This window comes from Xenophilus sp. Marseille-Q4582, from assembly GCF_916700565.1.
Classification (GTDB): Bacteria; Pseudomonadota; Gammaproteobacteria; order Burkholderiales; family Burkholderiaceae_C; genus Xenophilus.
Genome location: NZ_CAKAKO010000006.1, coordinates 609,839 through 626,768 on the forward strand (window position 1 = coordinate 609,839; position 16,930 = coordinate 626,768).

18 protein-coding genes are annotated in these 16,930 nt (G+C 71.0%); 7 read left to right on the plus strand and 11 right to left on the minus strand.

Translation table 11 applies throughout. The features are described 5' to 3' along the window. Positions 1-21: 21 nt before the first annotated feature. From LG388_RS23095 to LG388_RS23115, 5 genes are all read right to left on the minus strand, one after another. Positions 22-849, minus strand: coding sequence for an IclR family transcriptional regulator (locus tag LG388_RS23095; RefSeq protein ID WP_370630225.1), 828 nt, complete (start codon positions 847-849; stop codon positions 22-24). Positions 850-983: 134 nt separating this feature from the next. After that, positions 984-1,181: a hypothetical protein gene (locus tag LG388_RS23100; RefSeq protein WP_225784899.1), complete on the minus strand. Its 198-nt coding sequence runs from the start codon at positions 1,179-1,181 to the stop codon at positions 984-986. After that, a complete protein-coding gene (gene parC, locus LG388_RS23105) occupies positions 1,178-3,544 on the minus strand; it encodes a DNA topoisomerase IV subunit A (protein ID WP_225784900.1) in 2,367 nt (788 codons plus the stop codon). The genes LG388_RS23100 and parC overlap by 4 nt, the downstream gene beginning before the upstream one ends. 62 nt (positions 3,545-3,606) lie before the next feature. Further along, positions 3,607-4,437, minus strand: coding sequence for a lytic transglycosylase domain-containing protein (locus LG388_RS23110; protein ID WP_225784901.1), 831 nt, complete (start codon positions 4,435-4,437; stop codon positions 3,607-3,609). A 46-nt stretch (positions 4,438-4,483) separates the two neighbouring features. Further along, on the minus strand, positions 4,484-6,460 hold the full coding sequence (locus tag LG388_RS23115) for a DNA topoisomerase IV subunit B (protein ID WP_225784902.1): 1,977 nt from the start codon (positions 6,458-6,460) through the stop codon (positions 4,484-4,486). A gap of 167 nt (positions 6,461-6,627) precedes the next feature. Between LG388_RS23115 and LG388_RS23120 the strand changes: the two genes are divergently transcribed. The 6 genes from LG388_RS23120 (at position 6,628) to LG388_RS23145 (ending at position 11,681) form a co-directional block, all read left to right on the plus strand. After that, positions 6,628-7,842 (plus strand): MFS transporter, encoded by a 1,215-nt coding sequence (locus LG388_RS23120; protein WP_370630226.1) that lies wholly within the window; start codon positions 6,628-6,630, stop codon positions 7,840-7,842. 30 nt (positions 7,843-7,872) lie between these two features. Beyond that, a complete protein-coding gene (locus tag LG388_RS23125; protein WP_225784904.1) occupies positions 7,873-8,046 on the plus strand; it encodes a hypothetical protein in 174 nt (57 codons plus the stop codon). Continuing rightward, positions 8,043-8,654, plus strand: coding sequence for a bifunctional 2-polyprenyl-6-hydroxyphenol methylase/3-demethylubiquinol 3-O-methyltransferase UbiG (locus LG388_RS23130; RefSeq protein ID WP_225784905.1), 612 nt, complete (start codon positions 8,043-8,045; stop codon positions 8,652-8,654). The genes LG388_RS23125 and LG388_RS23130 overlap by 4 nt, the downstream gene beginning before the upstream one ends. Position 8,655: 1 nt before the next feature. Beyond that, complete coding sequence (gene dapA / locus LG388_RS23135; RefSeq protein WP_225784906.1) at positions 8,656-9,582, plus strand: 4-hydroxy-tetrahydrodipicolinate synthase; 927 nt, start codon at positions 8,656-8,658, stop codon at positions 9,580-9,582. A 118-nt stretch (positions 9,583-9,700) separates the two neighbouring features. Further along, the gene (bamC, locus tag LG388_RS23140) at positions 9,701-10,813 is read left to right on the plus strand and encodes an outer membrane protein assembly factor BamC (protein WP_370630227.1); all 1,113 of its coding nucleotides are present in this window, start codon (positions 9,701-9,703) and stop codon (positions 10,811-10,813) included. A 91-nt stretch (positions 10,814-10,904) separates the two neighbouring features. Further along, a complete protein-coding gene (locus LG388_RS23145; RefSeq protein ID WP_225784908.1) occupies positions 10,905-11,681 on the plus strand; it encodes an MBL fold metallo-hydrolase in 777 nt (258 codons plus the stop codon). Between the two features lie 79 nt (positions 11,682-11,760). On the opposite strand, the gene LG388_RS23150 is transcribed toward LG388_RS23145, so the two are convergent. From LG388_RS23150 to LG388_RS23160, 3 genes are all read right to left on the minus strand, one after another. Continuing rightward, on the minus strand, positions 11,761-12,078 hold the full coding sequence (locus LG388_RS23150) for a hypothetical protein (protein ID WP_225784909.1): 318 nt from the start codon (positions 12,076-12,078) through the stop codon (positions 11,761-11,763). Positions 12,079-12,176: 98 nt separating this feature from the next. Then, a complete protein-coding gene (locus LG388_RS23155; RefSeq protein WP_225784910.1) occupies positions 12,177-12,701 on the minus strand; it encodes a hypothetical protein in 525 nt (174 codons plus the stop codon). Further along, the gene (locus LG388_RS23160; protein ID WP_225784911.1) at positions 12,691-13,839 is read right to left on the minus strand and encodes a JmjC domain-containing protein; all 1,149 of its coding nucleotides are present in this window, start codon (positions 13,837-13,839) and stop codon (positions 12,691-12,693) included. The genes LG388_RS23155 and LG388_RS23160 overlap by 11 nt, the downstream gene beginning before the upstream one ends. A gap of 16 nt (positions 13,840-13,855) precedes the next feature. Between LG388_RS23160 and LG388_RS23165 the strand changes: the two genes are divergently transcribed. Further along, a complete protein-coding gene (locus LG388_RS23165; protein ID WP_225784912.1) occupies positions 13,856-14,380 on the plus strand; it encodes a peptidylprolyl isomerase in 525 nt (174 codons plus the stop codon). A 22-nt stretch (positions 14,381-14,402) separates the two neighbouring features. On the opposite strand, the gene LG388_RS23170 is transcribed toward LG388_RS23165, so the two are convergent. The 3 genes from LG388_RS23170 to coaBC all read right to left on the minus strand — a co-directional run bounded on the left by LG388_RS23170 (position 14,403) and on the right by coaBC (position 16,875). Continuing rightward, positions 14,403-14,960, minus strand: coding sequence for a glycine zipper 2TM domain-containing protein (locus tag LG388_RS23170; RefSeq protein ID WP_225784913.1), 558 nt, complete (start codon positions 14,958-14,960; stop codon positions 14,403-14,405). Between the two features lie 176 nt (positions 14,961-15,136). Then, entirely contained in the window at positions 15,137-15,586 is a 450-nt protein-coding gene (dut, locus tag LG388_RS23175; RefSeq protein ID WP_225784914.1) for a dUTP diphosphatase, read from the minus strand. A 68-nt stretch (positions 15,587-15,654) separates the two neighbouring features. Next, a complete protein-coding gene (coaBC, locus tag LG388_RS23180) occupies positions 15,655-16,875 on the minus strand; it encodes a bifunctional phosphopantothenoylcysteine decarboxylase/phosphopantothenate--cysteine ligase CoaBC (protein WP_225784915.1) in 1,221 nt (406 codons plus the stop codon). Between the last annotated feature and the right edge of the window lie 55 nt (positions 16,876-16,930).

Consider the following 16,930-nt stretch of genomic DNA (forward strand, 5'->3'; position numbering starts at 1 on the left):
CGAGGCCCTTGGGCCTGCCGCTCAGGGGGCCAGCGCGGCCGAGATGGCGCGTGCGCAGTCGATCACCATCGGCGCCAGCGTCTTCTGCGCGGCCGCAGGCGTCCAGCGGCTGGTGGGCGGCGACACATGCACCGCGCCGCGCGGGCGGCCCGACTTGTCGACGATGGGCGCGGCAATGCCCATGTCGCCGCGGAACAGCTCCTCGACGTTGTGCGCGTAGCCCACGCGCCGGCAGGCGGCGATGCGCGCCTCGATGGCGCGCAGGCTGGTGAGCGTGTGCGGCGTGCGCGCCGGGCGCGGCGCCGCCTGCAGGTGCATGCGCACCTCGTCGTCGCTCAGGCAGCTGAGCCAGGCCCGGCCCGAACTGGTGCAGTACATGGGAATGCGCATGCCCACGGGCGTGAGCACCGGGATGAACTGGCTGGTCATGCGCTGCGCGAGGTAGAGCATGTCGGTGCCGGCCGCCTCGGTCAGGTGCGCCGTCTCGCCGCTGGTGTTGGCCAGCTGGGCCAGGTAGGGGCTGGCCGTCTGCACCAGCGGGTGGCCGGCGAGGTAGTTGAAGCCGATGTCCATGGTCGCGGGCAGCAGCCGGAAGCGGCGCGTGGCCGCGTCCTTGCCCACGTAGCCGAGCACCGAGAGCGTGTGCACGGTGCGCTGTGCCGAGGCACGGCTCATGCCTGTGCGCTCGGCGATCTCGCCCAGCGTCATGGTGCGGTGCGCGGCGTCGAAGGCGCGCAGCACCTCCAGCCCCTTGGCCAGCGACAGGTTGAACAGGGGGTCGGCCTGCCTGCCGGTGCCCTCGCTCACGGAAGGTGCGGGGGCATCGGCTGCTTTTCTCTGACGGGCCATCGGCATGCTGCGGGTTCGGCGGCCGATTCTAGGAACAAGGCCGGGCCGCTGCAGGCGCAAGCCGCCCACCGCTGCCGCGCGGGTGACCGCCGCGACCGGCATCGGACGATCCGCCCGAGCGGCGCCGGCCGCCCTCAGCGCTTGCCCTGCTCCCGGCGCTCGCGCGCGCGGCGCTGCTGGCGCGTCTCGCTGGCCAGCAGCCGGGCGCGCTCTTTTTCCTGCCGCTTGGCCAGGCGCTTGAGGCGCAGCTTGCGCCCGATCCAGAAGCTGAAGATGCCGCCCACCATGCCGATGAGCAGGCCGATGGCGCTGACGTCGAGGCCGCCCATCATTCCACCCGCGTCACGGTGTCGGGCGTGAAGGTGAAGGCCCCGCCCTTGCCCTTGCGCCCGCGCGCGGCACGCGCGTTGTTCAACGAACGGATGTCCAGCTGCTCCTCGCGGCGCTTGCCGCGGAAGTCGCCCTCGATGCGCACACTGCGCGTGTACGCCGCGGCGCCGGCCAGGCTGGCCTTGGGCGCCAGGTCCATGAGCGTGAGGCCGCGCCCGCCCTTGGGCAACAGCTTGAGTTCGGACAGCTCGAAGCTCAGGATCTGCCGGTCGGTCGCGACGCAGCACACATGCGTGGCCGCCGGCACCGGCTGCGCGCCGCCGGCGCCGCCCACCAGCGAGGGCCGCGTGAGCTGCTCGCCCTCGCCCACGCCGATGAAGGCCTTGCCGCCCTTCTGGCGCGAAACCATGTGCTCGACGTTCGCCAGGAAGCCGTAGCCGCCGGTGCTGGCCAGCAGCAGCTGGGCCGATGGCGGGCCGGCGAAGAAATGCGCCACCTGGGTGCCGGCTTCCAGCTCGATCATGGTCGTGACCGGCTGGCCATCGCCGCGCGCACCGGGCAGGCTCGCCACGGGCACGGTGTAGACGCGCACCGACTTGTCCTTGGCGGTGCCGAAGACCAGCAGCGTGTCCACGGTGCGGCATTCGAAGGTCCCATACAGCGCATCGCCGGCCTTGAAGGCGTACTCGGCCTTCTCGGGGTTCCAGCCCTTCTGTGCCCGCACCCAGCCCTTCTGGGAGACGATCACGGTGACCGGCTCGTCGACCACCTTCACCTCGGCCACGGCGCGCTTGTCGGCCTGGATCAGCGTGCGGCGCGGGTCCTCGAAGGTCTTGGCGTCCGATTCGATTTCCTTGACCAGCAGGCGGCGCAGCGCGGCCGGGTTGCCCAGGATCTCCTCGAGCTTCTTCTTCTCGTCGCGCAGCTTGGCCAGCTCCTGCTCGATCTTGATCGCTTCCAGCCGTGCCAGCTGGCGCAGCCGGATCTCGAGGATGTCCTCGGCCTGCCGGTCGCTGAGGTTGAAGCGCGCGATCAGCGCCGCCTTCGGGTCTTCGGCGGCGCGGATGATGGCGATCACCTCGTCGATGTTCAGCAGCACCAGCTGCCGGCCTTCGAGGATGTGGATGCGGTCGTCGACCTTGTCCAGGCGGTGCTGCGAGCGGCGCTGCACCGTCTGCTCGCGGAAGGCGATCCATTCCAGCAGCATCTGGCGCAGCGACTTCTGCACCGGCTTGCCGTCGATGCCCACCATCGTCAGGTTGATGGGCGCGGAAGTCTCCAGCGAGGTCTGCGACAGCAGCGTGGCGATGAATTCGTCCTGCGGGATGCGCGAGGTCTTGGGCTCGAACACGAGGCGCACCGGCGCATCCTTGCTCGACTCGTCGCGCACGCCGTCCAGCACCGCCAGCAGCGCGGCCTTGACCTGCTGCTGTTCGGTGGTCAGGGCCTTCTTGCCGGCCTTGACCTTGGGGTTGGTCAGCTCCTCGATCTCTTCGAGCACCTTCTGGCTGCTCACGCCCGGCGGCAGCTCGTTGACCACGATCTGCCACTGGCCGCGCGCCAGCTCTTCCACCTTCCAGCGCGCGCGCACCTTCAGCGAGCCGCGGCCCGTGCGGTAGGCCTCGGCGATGTCGTTCGGGCTGCTGATGATCTGCGCGCCGCCCGGGTAGTCGGGGCCGGGCACCAGCGCGAACAGCTCTTCGTCGCTGAGCTTGCCGTTGCTCTTGATGAGCGACACACAGGCATCCGCGATCTCGCGCAGGTTGTGGCTCGGGATCTCGGTCGCCAGGCCCACGGCGATGCCGCTCGCACCGTTGAGCAGCACGAAAGGCAGGCGCGCGGGCAGCTGGCGCGGCTCGTCGGTGGAGCCGTCGTAGTTGGGCACGAAATCCACCGTGCCCTCGTCGATCTCCGACAGCAGCAGCTGCGTGATGCGCGCCAGCCGCGCCTCGGTGTAGCGCATGGCAGCAGCGCCGTCGCCGTCGCGGCTGCCAAAGTTGCCCTGGCCGTCGATCAGCGGATAGCGCTGCGAGAAGTCCTGCGCCATGCGCACCAGCGCGTCGTACGCGGCCTGGTCGCCGTGCGGATGGAAGCGGCCCAGCACATCGCCGACTACGCGCGCGCTCTTCACCGGCTTGGCGCCCACGGTGCCGTTGGCGCCGCCGTAGCCCAGGCCCATGCGCTCCATCGAGTAGAGGATGCGGCGCTGCACCGGCTTCTGGCCGTCGCACACGTCGGGCAGCGCGCGGCCCTTGACCACGGAGAGCGCGTACTCGAGGTAGGCGGTCTGCGCGTAGTCGGCCAGCGTCAGCGCGTTCGGGTCTTCGGGTTCCTGCAGGTCCAGGGTCGGTTGAATGTCGTCCATGAGGCTTCGGGGTTCGGTTCGTCGGCGCGGCAGGTACGCGCCGGTTTCTTCTTCTGGGGGCTTCAGTCGGCCGGCGGCGCGTCGGCATCCACGCGCGCGGCGGGCAGTTCCATGCGCACGCGCGAGGGCATTCGCCCGCCGCCGCTCACCGGGGCGGCGCCACGCGGCGCGCCGGCGGCCTGGGCCACCCGCGTGCCCGCGGCGGGCTTGAGGTGCGCATACAGCGCCAGCACGGTCTTCACGTAGTTCTGCGTTTCCCGGTAATTGGGGATGCGGTTGCCCGCGCGCTGCACGGCGCCTTCGCCCGCGTTGTAGGCGGCCAGCGCCAGCTCCAGGCTGCCGTCGAACATCGCGATCAGGTCGCGCAGGTAGCGGCTGCCGGCGGCGATGTTGATCTGCGGGTCGTGCAGCTTGGCCTGCACCGTCCGCCTGGCGTCGCCGCGCACGCCATAGCGTTCGGCGGTGGCCGGCATCAGCTGCATGAGGCCGATGGCGCCCTTGGGTGAAATGGCCTGCGTGTTGAAGCCCGATTCGGCCGCCACCAGCGCCTGCAGCAGCTCGACGTCGAGGTCGTGCCGCGCGGCCGCGGATTTCAGCGCCGGGCTGGCCGTGCGCCAGCTGGGCGCCTTCTCGAACAGCGCGATCAGCGATGCCGCGCGTGCGCCCGGCTCGCCCAGCGCGGGCGCGCGGCCCAGGCCCTCGGCGGTGTCGAAGCGCTGTCCTTCCTTGAAGAAGAGCTGGTAGCGCGCGTCCAGCTTCTCGGCCGCGAAATGCGCCGTGCCGCGCTCGTCCACGTAACCGTAGATGTCGGCATGCGCCCAGCCGCCCGCAGCAAGCAGCAACGGCAGGCAGAACGAACGCAACAGGCGGGCGGCGGATCGGGCCAGGGTCATGTCTCGAGGGGGGCGGGTGCCCGGGCGCGCGTGCGCGCCCGGGCGGTCAAACATCCACCTCCACGTCATCGGCGCGCAGTTCCATCAGCTCGCGCCGCGCGGCGGCTTCGCCCTTGCCCATGAGCTTGGTGATCTCGCCCTGCGTGCCGGTGAAGTCCAGCCGGCCCAGGCGCACCTGCAGCAGGCGGCGGGTGTCCGGATTGAGCGTGGTTTCCCACAATTGTTCCGCGCTCATCTCGCCCAGGCCCTTGAAGCGGCTGATGCTCCACTTGCCTTCGGCCACGCCGTCCTTGCGCAGCTTGTCCAGGATCGCCGTGAGTTCGCCCTCGTCCAGCGCATAGACCTTGGAGGCCGGTTTCTTGCCGCGCGCCGGTGCATCGACGCGGAACAGCGGCGGCCTGGCCACATACACGTGGCCGGCCTCGATGAGCTTGGGGAAATGGCGGAAGAACAGCGTCAGCAGCAGCACCTGGATGTGCGAGCCGTCCACGTCGGCGTCCGACAGGATGCAGATCTTGCCGTAGCGCAGGCCGGAAAGGTCTGGCTGGTCCTCGGGGCCGTGCGGGTCGACGCCGATGGCGACCGAGATGTCGTGGATCTCGGTGTTGGCGAACAGCCGGTCGCGCTCCACCTCCCAGGTGTTGAGCACCTTGCCGCGCAGCGGCAGGATGGCCTGGCACTCCTTGTCGCGGCCCATCTTGGCGCTGCCGCCGGCCGAATCGCCCTCGACCAGGAAAACCTCGTTGTGCGAGATGTCGCGGCTTTCGCAGTCGGTGAGCTTGCCCGGCAGCACAGCCACGCCGCTGCCCTTGCGCTTTTCCACCTTCTGGCCGGCGCGCTGGCGCGTCTGGGCCGCCTTGATGGCGAGTTCGGCCAGCTTCTTGCCGTAGTCCACATGCTGGTTGAGCCACAGCTCCAGCGCCGGGCGCACGAAGCTGGACACCAGCCGCACCGCGTCGCGCGAGTTCAGCCGCTCCTTGATCTGGCCCTGGAACTGCGGATCGAGCACCTTGGCCGAGAGCACGTAGCTGGCGCGCGCGAACACGTCCTCGGGCAGCAGCTTCACGCCCTTGGGCAGCAGCGAGTGCAGTTCGATGAAGCTCTTGACGGCATTGAACAGGCCGTCGCGCAGGCCGCTCTCGTGCGTGCCGCCGGCGCTGGTCGGGATGAGGTTGACGTAGCTCTCGCGCACGGGCTGGCCTTCCTCGGTGAAGGCCACGCACCAGTCGGCGCCCTCGCCTTCGGCGAAGTTGTCGGCATTCTTGTCGGCATGGCCCGCGCCCTCGAAGAGCGGAATCACCGGGTCGGCCGGCAGCGTCTGCATCAGGTAGTCGCGCAGGCCGCCCTTGTAGAGCCACTGCTGCTGGTCCTTGGTCTTCTCGTTGACCAGCGTGACCGTGACGCCGGGCATCAGCACGGCCTTGCTGCGCAGCAGGTGCACCAGCTCGTGCATGGGGAGCTGGGCCGACTCGAAGTACTTCGCATCGGGCCAGGCGCGCACGGTGGTGCCCTGCTTGCGGTCGCCGCCGGCCTGCGGCCGCAGCTGCAGCGGCTCGATCACGTCGCCGGCCGAGAAGGCCAGTTGCGCCACCTGCCCCTCGCGGTGCGAAATCACTTCGAGCCGCTTGCTCAGCGCATTGGTGACCGACACGCCCACGCCGTGCAGGCCGCCCGAGAAACTGTAGGCGCCGCCCTGGCCCTTGTCGAACTTGCCGCCCGCATGCAGGCGCGTGTAGACCAGCTCGATCACCGGCGCCTTCTCTTCGGGGTGCAGGCCGAAGGGAATGCCGCGGCCGTCGTCTTCCACGCTCACCGAGCCGTCGGCATGCAGCGTGACCTTGATCTTCTTGCCATGGCCGGCCAGCGCCTCGTCGGCGGCGTTGTCCAGCACTTCCTGGATGATGTGCAGCGGGTTGTCGGTGCGGGTGTACATGCCCGGCCGCTGCTTGACGGGCTCCAGGCCCTTGAGAACGCGGATCGACCCTTCCGAATAGGCGGGCGAAGTCTGGGGGGAAGTTGCCATGGCGGCGGATTGTAGTCACGGCGCCCGGCAATCACTGGATGTGCATACAGCCTCTTTGCGCCCCTCGCCCATGCGGCCGCGGCATCAAAGGCACGCGGGAATGTCATCAATCACGGTCCCCGCGGCGCCAGCGCGGTCCCGCGCTTGTGGCTACATTTCCCGCTGCCATGCCCCACACGCCCACCCCCCTTTCCATGCGCCAGGTCCTGATCTGCGGCGCCCTCGTCGTCACGCTGTCCATGGGCATCCGCCACGGCTTCGGCCTGTGGCTGCAGCCCATCACCCAGGCCCAGGGCTGGACCCGCGAAACCTTCTCCTTCGCGATCGCGATCCAGAACCTCTCCTGGGGCATCTTCGGCGTGTTCGCGGGCATGCTGGCCGACCGGCTGGGCGCCTTCCGCGTGCTGCTGATCGGCGCCGCCTGCTACGCGCTGGGGCTGGCGGGCATGGCGATGTCGCCCACGCCGCTGCTGTTCACGCTCACCGCCGGCGTGCTGATCGGCGCCGCCCAGGCCGGCACCACCTACGCGGTGGTCTATGGCGTGATCGGGCGCCAGTTGCCGGCCGACAAGCGCTCCTGGGCCATGGGCGTGACGGCCGCGGCCGGCTCCTTCGGCCAGTTCTTCATGGTGCCGGTGGAAGGCCAGCTCATCCTGCACATGGGCTGGCAGACCGCCCTGCTGGTGCTGGCGGTGATGGCCCTGGTCATCGTGCCGCTGGCCTTCGGGCTGCGCGAGCCCGCCCACACCACGGGCGCCGTGCGGCGCGAGCAGACCATCGGCCAGGCCGTGGCCGAGGCCTTCCGCTACCCCAGCTTCCGGCTGCTGATGGCGGGCTACTTCGTGTGCGGCTTCCAGGTGGTGTTCATCGGCGTGCACATGCCCAGCTACCTCAAGGACAAGGGCCTGTCGCCCGAGGTGGCCAGCTACGCGCTGGCGCTGATCGGCCTGTTCAACGTGGTCGGCACCTACATCGCCGGCACGCTGGGCCAGCGCATCGCCAAGCGCAAGATCCTGGCCTTCATCTACCTCGGGCGCGCGGTGGCCATCACGGCCTTCCTGATCGCGCCGCTGTCGCCGCTGTCGGTGTACCTGTTCGCGGCCGTGATCGGCGCGCTGTGGCTGTCCACCGTGCCGCCCACCAACGCCGTCATCGCCCAGATCTTCGGCGTGGCCCATTTGTCGATGCTGGGTGGCTTCGTGTTCCTGAGCCACCAGGTGGGCTCCTTCCTGGGCGTGTGGCTGGGCGGCTTCCTGTACGACCGCACGGGCAGCTACGACATCGTCTGGTACATCGCCATCGCGCTGGGCGTCTTCGCGGCGCTGGTCAACCTGCCCGTCAAGGAAGGGGCGATCGCGCGCGGCAGCGCGCAGCCGGCCTGAGTGCGGCACGGCACGACAATCAGGCCGACCATGACGACGCCCACCCCGCCTGCGCCCGCCGCCCCCGCGGCCTGGAAGCCGGCCGCTTGGCGCCTGGCCGGCTGGGCCGGCGCCGCGGCGGTGCTGCTGGGCGTGCTGGCGCTGTACCTGCAGCCCGGCTTCCTGGTCATGCTCAGCGACATGATCTGGGCCTGCTTCGGATGAGCGCCCTCCTGCCGCACGCCCGGCCGCCGCACCCCCTGCACCCGCCTTCCGACTGGCTGCTGCGCTGGGCGCACCTGATTCCGGCGGGCGGCCGGGTGCTGGACGTGGCCTGCGGCCCGGGCCGCCACCTGCACTGGCTGCATGCGCAGGGTTTTGCGCCGACCGGCGTGGACCGCGACCCGGCCGCGCTGGCCAGCCTCGCGCCGCTGGCCCAGGCCGGCGCCGAGATCGTGGAAGCCGACATCGAGGACGGCCCCTGGCCCTTCGCGGGCCGCGCCTTCGACGCCGTGCTGGTCACGAACTACCTCTGGCGCCCCCGCCTGCCCGACATCGCCGCCGCCGTGGCGCCCGGCGGCCTGCTGATCTACGAAACCTTCGCCCAGGGGCAGGAAAGCGTGGGCCGGCCGGCGCGCGCCGAGTTCCTGCTGGCCCCCGGGGAACTGCTGCGCCTGGCCGCCGGCGAAGGGCTGCGCGTGCTGGCCTACGAAGACGGCTTCCTCGAGGCACCCGCCCCGCGCTTCGTGCAGCGGCTGGTCGCCGCACGCGGCGCCGCCGCCCCGGGAACACCCCTGCGCCACCTGCTGCGGCCGCCCGGGCCCAGTCGGTAGAATGCCCGCTTCATCTTTTCAGCCAAAGAGACCCTCCTTGGAGCAACTGACTGGCAGCATCGTCGCGCTCGTCACGCCGATGCACGAAGACGGCAGCGTCGACTACCCCGCCCTGCGCAAGCTCATCGACTGGCACATCGCCGAAGGCACGGACTGCCTGGGCGTGGTCGGCACCACGGGCGAATCGCCCACGGTCAACGTCGAGGAGCACTGCGAGATCATCCGCGTCAGCGTCGAGCAGGCCGCCGGCCGCGTGCCCGTCATGGCCGGCTGCGGCGCCAATTCCACGGCCGAGGCCATCGAGCTGGCCCGCTATGCCAAGGGCGTGGGCGCCAGTTCGCAGCTGCAGGTGGTGCCCTACTACAACAAGCCCACGCAGGAAGGCCAGTACCGGCATTTCAAGGCCATCGCCGAGGCGGTGGGCGACCTGCCGATGGTGCTGTACAACGTGCCCGGCCGCACCGTGGCCGACATGGCGCACGACACCGTGCTGCGCCTGGCCCAGGTGCCCGGCATCGTGGGCATCAAGGAAGCGACGGGCAACATCGAGCGCGCGCAGTGGCTGATCCGCGACGTGCCCCAGGGCTTCGCGATCTACTCGGGCGACGACCCGACGGCCGTCGCCCTCATGCTGTGCGGCGGCCAGGGCAACATCAGCGTCACGGCCAACGTGGCCCCGCGCCTCATGCACGAGCTGTGCGTGGCCGCGCTGGCCGGCGATGCGCGCCGCGCGATGCAGATCCAGTTCCAGCTGATGCCGCTGCATCGCCAGCTTTTCGTCGAGCCCAATCCCATTCCGGTCAAGTGGGCGCTCTCGCGCATGGGCCGCGCCGGTGGCACGCTGCGCCTGCCGCTCACGCCGTTGTCCGAATCCCTGCAGGCCGGCGTGGAAGCCGCGCTGCGCAGCAGCGGCGTGCTGCAGGGCTGACCCGGCGCGAGCGCCCCGGCAGGCCCCGCTGAAAACTTTTGTGCGCCGGACGACTCCATTGATCCCGGGCGCTGCGGCGCCCGACCGGCCAGCCCGGCCCTCCTCCCAACATCCAAGGATGACTCGCTTGAATCCCACCTGTGTGCGCATCGCGGCCCTGGCGCTGGTCACCGGCCTGGCCGGCTGCTCGGTGCTCGAGACCGACAAGATCGACTACAAGAGCGCCGGCAAAGCCCCCACGCTGGAGGTGCCGCCGGACCTGACGCAGCTCTCGCGCGAGAACCGCTACGCGATCCCGGGCGGCGCCGTGTCGGCCAACGCCTATGAAGCCGGCCGCGCCAACGCGCCCAGCCTGCCCACCGCCGTCTCCCAGCTGGGCGACGTGCGCATGGAGCGCGCGGGCAACGAACGCTGGGTGGTGGTCAACCGCCCGCCGGACCAGGTGTGGGACGCCGTGCGCGACTTCTGGCTCGAGAACGGCTTCCTGCTCACCTCCGAGCAGCGCAACCTCGGCATCATGGAAACCGACTGGGCCGAGAACCGCGCCAAGCTGCCGCAGGACATCATCCGCAACACGCTGGGCAAGCTCATCGATTCCGTCTACTCCACGGGCGAGCTGGACCGCTTCCGCACGCGCCTGGAGCGCTCGGCCAACGGCAACAGCACCGAGATCTACATCAGCCACCGCGGCATGATCGAGGTCTACACCAGCCAGCGCCAGGACAACACGACCTGGCAGCCGCGCCCGGTCGACCCAGAACTGGAGACCGAGTTCCTGCGTCGCCTGATGGTCAAGCTCGGCGTGTCGCAGGAGCAGGCCAAGCAGGCCGCCGCCACCGCGGCCGCCGCGCCGCAGCGCACCTCCTCCGTCGCCCAGGTCGGTGGCCAGCCGGTGGTGCAGATCAACGAAGGCTTCGACCGCGCCTGGCGCCGCGTCGGCCTGGCGCTGGACCGCACCGGCTTCACCGTGGAAGACCGCGACCGCAGCGCGGGGCTGTACTACGTGCGCTACGTGGCGCCCAACCCGGACCGCGAAACGGGCAAGCCCGGCGTCTTCGGCCGCCTCTTCGGCGGCTCGAAGAAGGAAGACGCCAGCCCGCAGAAGTACCGCGTGCAGGTGCGCAGCCAGGGCGAGAACACCACGGTCTCCGTGCTCAGCGACACCGGTGCCCCGGTGCCGGCCGCCACGGCCCAGCGCATCGTGCAGGTGATCGCCGACGATCTGCGCTGAGGCGCCGGCCGGCCGCGGGCCGCCCAGCCCTCCCGGATGCCGGCCCGCGTGCCGGCATCTTCGTTTCAAGCCCTCTTCCGATCCTCTTTTCATGTTGCGCTTTCGCAGCCTGGGCAGTGGCAGCACCGGCAACGGCACGCTGGTCGAAGCCCGCGACGGCACCCGCACCACGCGCCTGCTGGTCGATTGCGGCTTCAACCTGCGCAAGCTGGACCAGCGCCTGGCCCGGCTGGACCTGTGCGCCGCCGACCTGGACGCCGTCTTCATCACGCACGAGCATGGCGACCACATCGGCTGCGCCCATGCCCTGTCGCAGCGCGACGGCACGGCCGTGTGGATGAGCGAAGGCACCTGGCTGGCCACGGGCGCGCCCGACTACGCCGGCAGGCTCCATTTCGCACGCGACGGCCAGACGATCGATGTGGGCGCGATGCAGCTGCTGCCCTTCACGGTGCCGCACGACGCCCGCGAGCCGCTGCAACTGCGCTGCACCGACGGCGACCGGCAACTGGGCGTGCTGACGGACCTGGGCCATGCGAGCGCGCACGTGATGGACCACCTGAGGGGTCTGCACGCCCTCCTGCTCGAATGCAACCACGACCCGGCGCTGCTGGCCGCGTCGCGCTACCCGCCCTTTCTCAAGCACCGCGTCAGCGGGCGGCACGGCCACCTGTCCAACGGCGCGGCCGCAGAGATCGCTCGGGCCATCCACCACGCCGGCCTACGCCATGTGCTGGCGGCCCACCTGAGCCAGCAGAACAACCGGCCGGAACTGGCGCGCGCCGCGCTGGCGCTGGGCCTGGGCGCGCAGGAGGCCGACATGCTGACGGCCGATGCGGTCGAGGGCAGCGACTGGCTGCAGGTCTGAGGATGCACCGTCCGGCCCCCTGGCGGGCGCCGAGGCCGCCCCCAGGCGCCGGTTGTGGGGCGCGCCCCGTGCCCCCCGATCAGGGCTTCTTCTCTTCGGCGGGCGGCGTGGCCGCGGTCGCGCCTTCGCCATCGCCTGGGGTGGGCGCGGGCGTGGCCGCCCCCGATTGCGGCGTGCCGCTCTGGGCGTCGGTGCCCGGCGCGGTGGTGGCGCCCGGCGCCGGCGTCATGCCTGGTGCCGGCGATGCGGGCGCCGGATCCGGCGTGGGCACGGCCGCGGGAGAGCTCGGCGATGGGGTGGGCGTGGGCGAGACCGGTGCATCGCTGCGCTCACCGCAGGCCACGAGGGCGGATGCGCCCAGCAGGGCGATGCAGAGAGCGGAAGTGGTGCTGCGCATGTCGAGACTCCTTGATGAAAACGCAAAGAATATGCGCTTCATCTTGGCCGCGGGGGGCGCTGCGGTCCACCCATGCAGCAGCCTTTCGCGGCCTTCGCCTACAGGCCCAGCACCGACGCCGCGAAGGCCGGCCGGCCTTGTTGAAAACATTCGTCAAGCGCATGTCGCAATGCAACGCGCGCGGCCGGTTCGGCGCTGCTCACGCCACGGCTGCGCAGCGCGTCGATGCGGTGGACGATGCCTTGCGGCGTCCACAGCGCACTGGGCACCTCGGGCGCGCCGGCGCCGCTGCAGGCCCGGCAATGGATGAGCGGGTCCCACAGCCGCCGCCAGTGCACGAAGCGCGCATGCGAGCGCTGGAAGACGTCGAAATGCGCGGCCACCAGCCGCAAACTGCGCCCGCTCGCGGCCCAGGCCTGCAAGGATTCGGCCACGGCGCGCTCGCCCAGCGGCCAGTCGGCGAAGTCGGGGTCGCTGAAGACCATTTCCCGCCAGCCCTGCCCGGCCGCGGCCGCCAGCACTTCGCGCACGCGGGCCGCAAATTCGCTCGGGCCATCGATCCGGCCTTGGGGCCAGGCCCAGGGCGCTCCGGCCGCGGGCGTGAGCGTGCGATCAGCCGGCATGGACCCAGCCCGCCTCGCACCATTCGGCCACCAGCGCCCGGGCATCGGCGCTCGCGCGCGCGAACTCGGCGGCGCTGAGCGCGCGCTGGTCGGCCAGCCGCCGCATGAGCGTGGCGTCGCGGCCGGCGGCGCGGTAGCTCTCGCCGTTGATGAACACATGGCGGGCGTCGTAGAGCATGCGCGTGCGGCGGTCCAGGCGCAGCCCTTGGCCCGGTTGCGGCGCTTCACCGTCGTCGAACCAGACATGCACCTTGGGCTCGGTCAGCGACTCGCCAAGCGCGCAGTCGATGGTGCCGTCCTGCGCCAGCGCGGCGCGCACCGCCCCGCGCGCGAAAGCCTGCAGTGTTTCGGGAATGCGGGCCGGCGCCGCGACCGGCGCCTGGCCCGCGTCGCCATAGCGGCGGCCGCTCATGCCGGCGGTCTGCGGCGCGTCGTCTTCCTCGTCGCCCGCCTCGGCGATGCGCGTCAGCAGGTCCACGGCCAGCTCGTGCGCGGCCGGCGAACGCAGGCCGATGGAATAGGTCATGCAGTCGCCGCCCACGGCGATGCCGTCATGGGCATAGCGCGGCGGCAGGTACAGCATGTCGCCGGGCTCCAGCACCCAGGTCTGCTCGGGCTCGAAATGCGCCAGCACCTTCAGCGGCAGGCCTTCGCGCAGCGTCAGGTCCTTCTGCCGGCCGATGCGCCATTCGCGCCGGCCGCTGGCCTGCAAGAGGAACACGTCGTAGCTGTCGAAATGCGGGCCCACGCCGCCGCCATCGCTGGCATAGCTGATCATCAGGTCGTCCAGCCGCGCATCGGGCAGGAAGCGGAAGGCCTGCATGAGCCCGTGGGCGGCCTCGTCGTGCAGGTCCACGCCCTGCACCAGCAGCGTCCATTCGCGGCGCGTGAGCGGCGGCAGCGCGCGCCGCGGCACCGGGCCCTGGCGCAGGCTCCAGCCTTTCTTGGCGTCGTGCGCGATCAGGCGGCTTTCCACGTCCTCGCGCGCGGCCAGCTCGAAAAGGGTGCTGCGCGGCACGGGCGCCGTGAACCCGGGCAGGGCCTGCCGCACCAGCAGCGGCTTCTTCTGCCAATGGCGGCGCATGAATTGCGCCGGGCTCAGGCCGCCCAGCAGCGGCATCGGTGAATGAAGGTCCATGGGAGAATTCTCCCCCATGGACATCACTCCCCAATGCGTGGTCGGCCTGACCTGGACCCTGAAAGACACCCTGGGCGACGAGCTGGACGTGCTCGACGATCCGGTGGAATTCCTGGTCGGCGGCAACGACCTGCTGCAGGCCATCGAAGACGCCCTGCAGGGCCACGGCGTCGGTGCGCGCGTGCAGTTGCACCTGGAGCCCGAACAGGCGTTCGGCGATTTCGACGACCAGCTGCTCTTCCTGGAGCCGCGCGCCCTCTTCCCCAAGGAGGTGGCCGAAGGCATGACCTTCGAAGGCGCCGCCCTGCCCGCCGGCGTCAGCCCGGACATTCCCAAGGACGCGATCTACACCGTGGCCGAGATCTACCCCGACCATCTGGTGCTGGACGGCAACCACCCGCTGGCCGGCATCGCGCTGCGCATCGACATCACGGTGCGCTCGGTGCGCGAAGCCACCGAGGAAGAGATCGGCCGCGGCACCACCGGCACCGGCTTCTTCCGCTTCGAGCCCATGGCGCCCGGCGGCGATTCGCTGCACTGAGCGCCGACACTCCCGCGCGGCTTCAATACCGCGAGATCTGGCCGTTGTCGATGCGCACGCGGTCCCCCACGCGCAGGTCGCCCGGGTGCGGCACGTCGAAGACCCGCCATTCGCCACGGTCGGTCTGGATGGAGATGCGGTAGCTCTCGTAGGCGCGCGGCGCGTTGTGCTGCGATTCGATGGCGTTGCCCAGCAGCGCGCCGCCGATCAGGCCGAGCGCCGTGGCCGCGGCGCGGCCCGAGCCCTGGCCGAACTGGTTGCCCACGACGCCGCCGATCACGCCACCCGCGACGGCACCGCCACCGGAGGTGCCGTAGCCCGGCCGTTCGCTGCGCAGCACGTCGATGTTCGCCACGTGGCCGTACTCGAGGGCGCCGTAGGGCGCCACCTGCGCCGGATAGGCATGGCGGGGCGGCGGCTGGTAGGGATAGGTGCTCTGGTGGTACGGCGGCGGCGTGACCACGCAGGCGCTCAGCGCGGCCACGGCCGACAGCACCGCGCCCAGGCGCAGCCAGCGCCGCGCGCGCACTGAAAGTGGAAGGCGCGACGCATCGCGCGAAGAAGAAACGGGTGCGGGCATGCAAGCCTCCTTGTCGCGCAGGGGCGCGCCCGGAAGGTGCGCCCCTGCATGTCCTTTGCTCGAACGCGGCCACGCAGGGCGTGGATGACGCCGCCTCCGTGGCCGGTATGGGCCTTGGAGCCGCCGGACCGCGGCCCGGTTCCCCGCCCCCGCCCGGCCCGGCCCGCGCAAACGTATCAGGCCGTACCGGTGGAGCCGTAGCCGCCCGCGCCCCGCGCGCTGGCGGCGGCGAAATCCTCCACGACCTGGAACTGCGCCTGCACCACCGGCACGATGACCAGCTGCGCCAGCCGCTCCATGGGCTGCAGCGTGAAGGCGCTCTGGCTGCGGTTCCAGGCACTGACCTTGAGCTCGCCCTGGTAGTCACTGTCGATCAGGCCGACCAGGTTGCCCAGCACGATGCCGTGTTTGTGGCCCAGGCCCGAGCGCGGCAGGATCAGCGCCGCGTAGCCCGGGTCGGCCAGGTGAATGGCGAGGCCAGTGCCGACCAGCTCGCAGGCGCCCGGCGCCAGGGTCAGCGGCGCGTCCAGGCAGGCGCGCAGGTCCAGGCCGGCGCTGCCGGGCGTGGCATAGCGCGGGAGTTCGTCCTTCATGCGTGCATCGAGCACGCGCACATCGATCATCATGGAAGCATCCTGGGCCTGCCGCTTTGCGCCGCTGCGCTGCAGGCCGTCAAGTGAGGAAGGGAAAAAGCTCAGCGGCCCCGCGGCAGGCGCGCCGCGATCTCGGCCACCAGTTCGCGCGCCAGCTGCAGCTTGGGCGCGCGCGGCAGCTCGCGAACACCGTCGGCATCGACCAGCAGCAGCGCGTTGTCGTCCTGGCCGAAGGTCAGCGGCCCGATGTTGCCCACCAGCAGCGGAATGCCCTTGCGTGCGCGCTTGGCCTTCGCATGCTCGGCCAGGTTCTCGCTTTCGGCCGCGAAGCCCACGCAGAAGAGCGCGCCGCCGCGCGCGCGCTCGCCCTGCGCCACGGTGGCCAGGATGTCGGGGTTCTCGACGAAATGCAGCACCGGCGTGACGCCGCTGCCGTCCTTCTTGATCTTGTGCTCGGCCTGCGTCGCGGGGCGCCAGTCGGCCACCGCGGCCGTGGCCACGAAGACGGCGGCCTGCGCCGTGGCCGCCTGCGTGGCCTGCAGCATCTGCTGCGCCGAGGTCACGTCCACGCGCTGCACGCCGCGCGGCGTGGGCAGGTGCACGGGGCCGGCGATCAGCGTGACCTGGGCGCCGGCTTCGCGCGCGGCCCGGGCGACGGCAAAACCCATCTTGCCCGAGGAGTGGTTGGTGATGCCGCGGATCGGGTCCAGCGCCTCGAAGGTGGGGCCGGCCGTGACCACCACGTGGCGGCCCGCCAGCACCTGGGGCTGGAAATGCGCCACGATTTCCTCCAGCAGTTCGGCGGCTTCGAGCATGCGGCCGTCGCCATGCTCGCCGCAGGCCTGCCAGCCCTGCCCCACGCCCAGCACGCGCGCGCCGTCGGCGTCGATCTGGCGCAGGTTGCGCTGCGTGGCCGGGTGGGCCCACATTTCGCGGTTCATGGCCGGCGCGACGAGCAGGCCCACGCGCTGCGCAGGCCGCGCCAGGCACATCAGGCTCAGCAGCTCGTCGGAGCGGCCCTGCGCCAGCCGCGCGATGAAGTCGGCGCTGGCCGGCGCCAGCACGATCACGTCGGCCTCGCGGCCGAGGTCGATGTGCGGCATGTTGTTGGGCTGGCGCGCGTCCCACTGCGACGTGAAAACCGGCCGCCCCGAGAGGGCCTGCATCGTCACGGGCGTGATGAACTGTGCCGCCGCCTCGGTCATGACCACCTGCACCGTGGCGCCGGCCTTGACCAGCAGCCGGCACAGTTCGGCCGATTTGTAGCAGGCCACGCCCCCCGTGAGCCCCAGAACGATGTGCTTGCCTGCGAGATCTTGCATGGCGCGCAATGTAGCAGCGCACGCATGCAGGCCATGCGTGCGCCCCCAAGAAGGG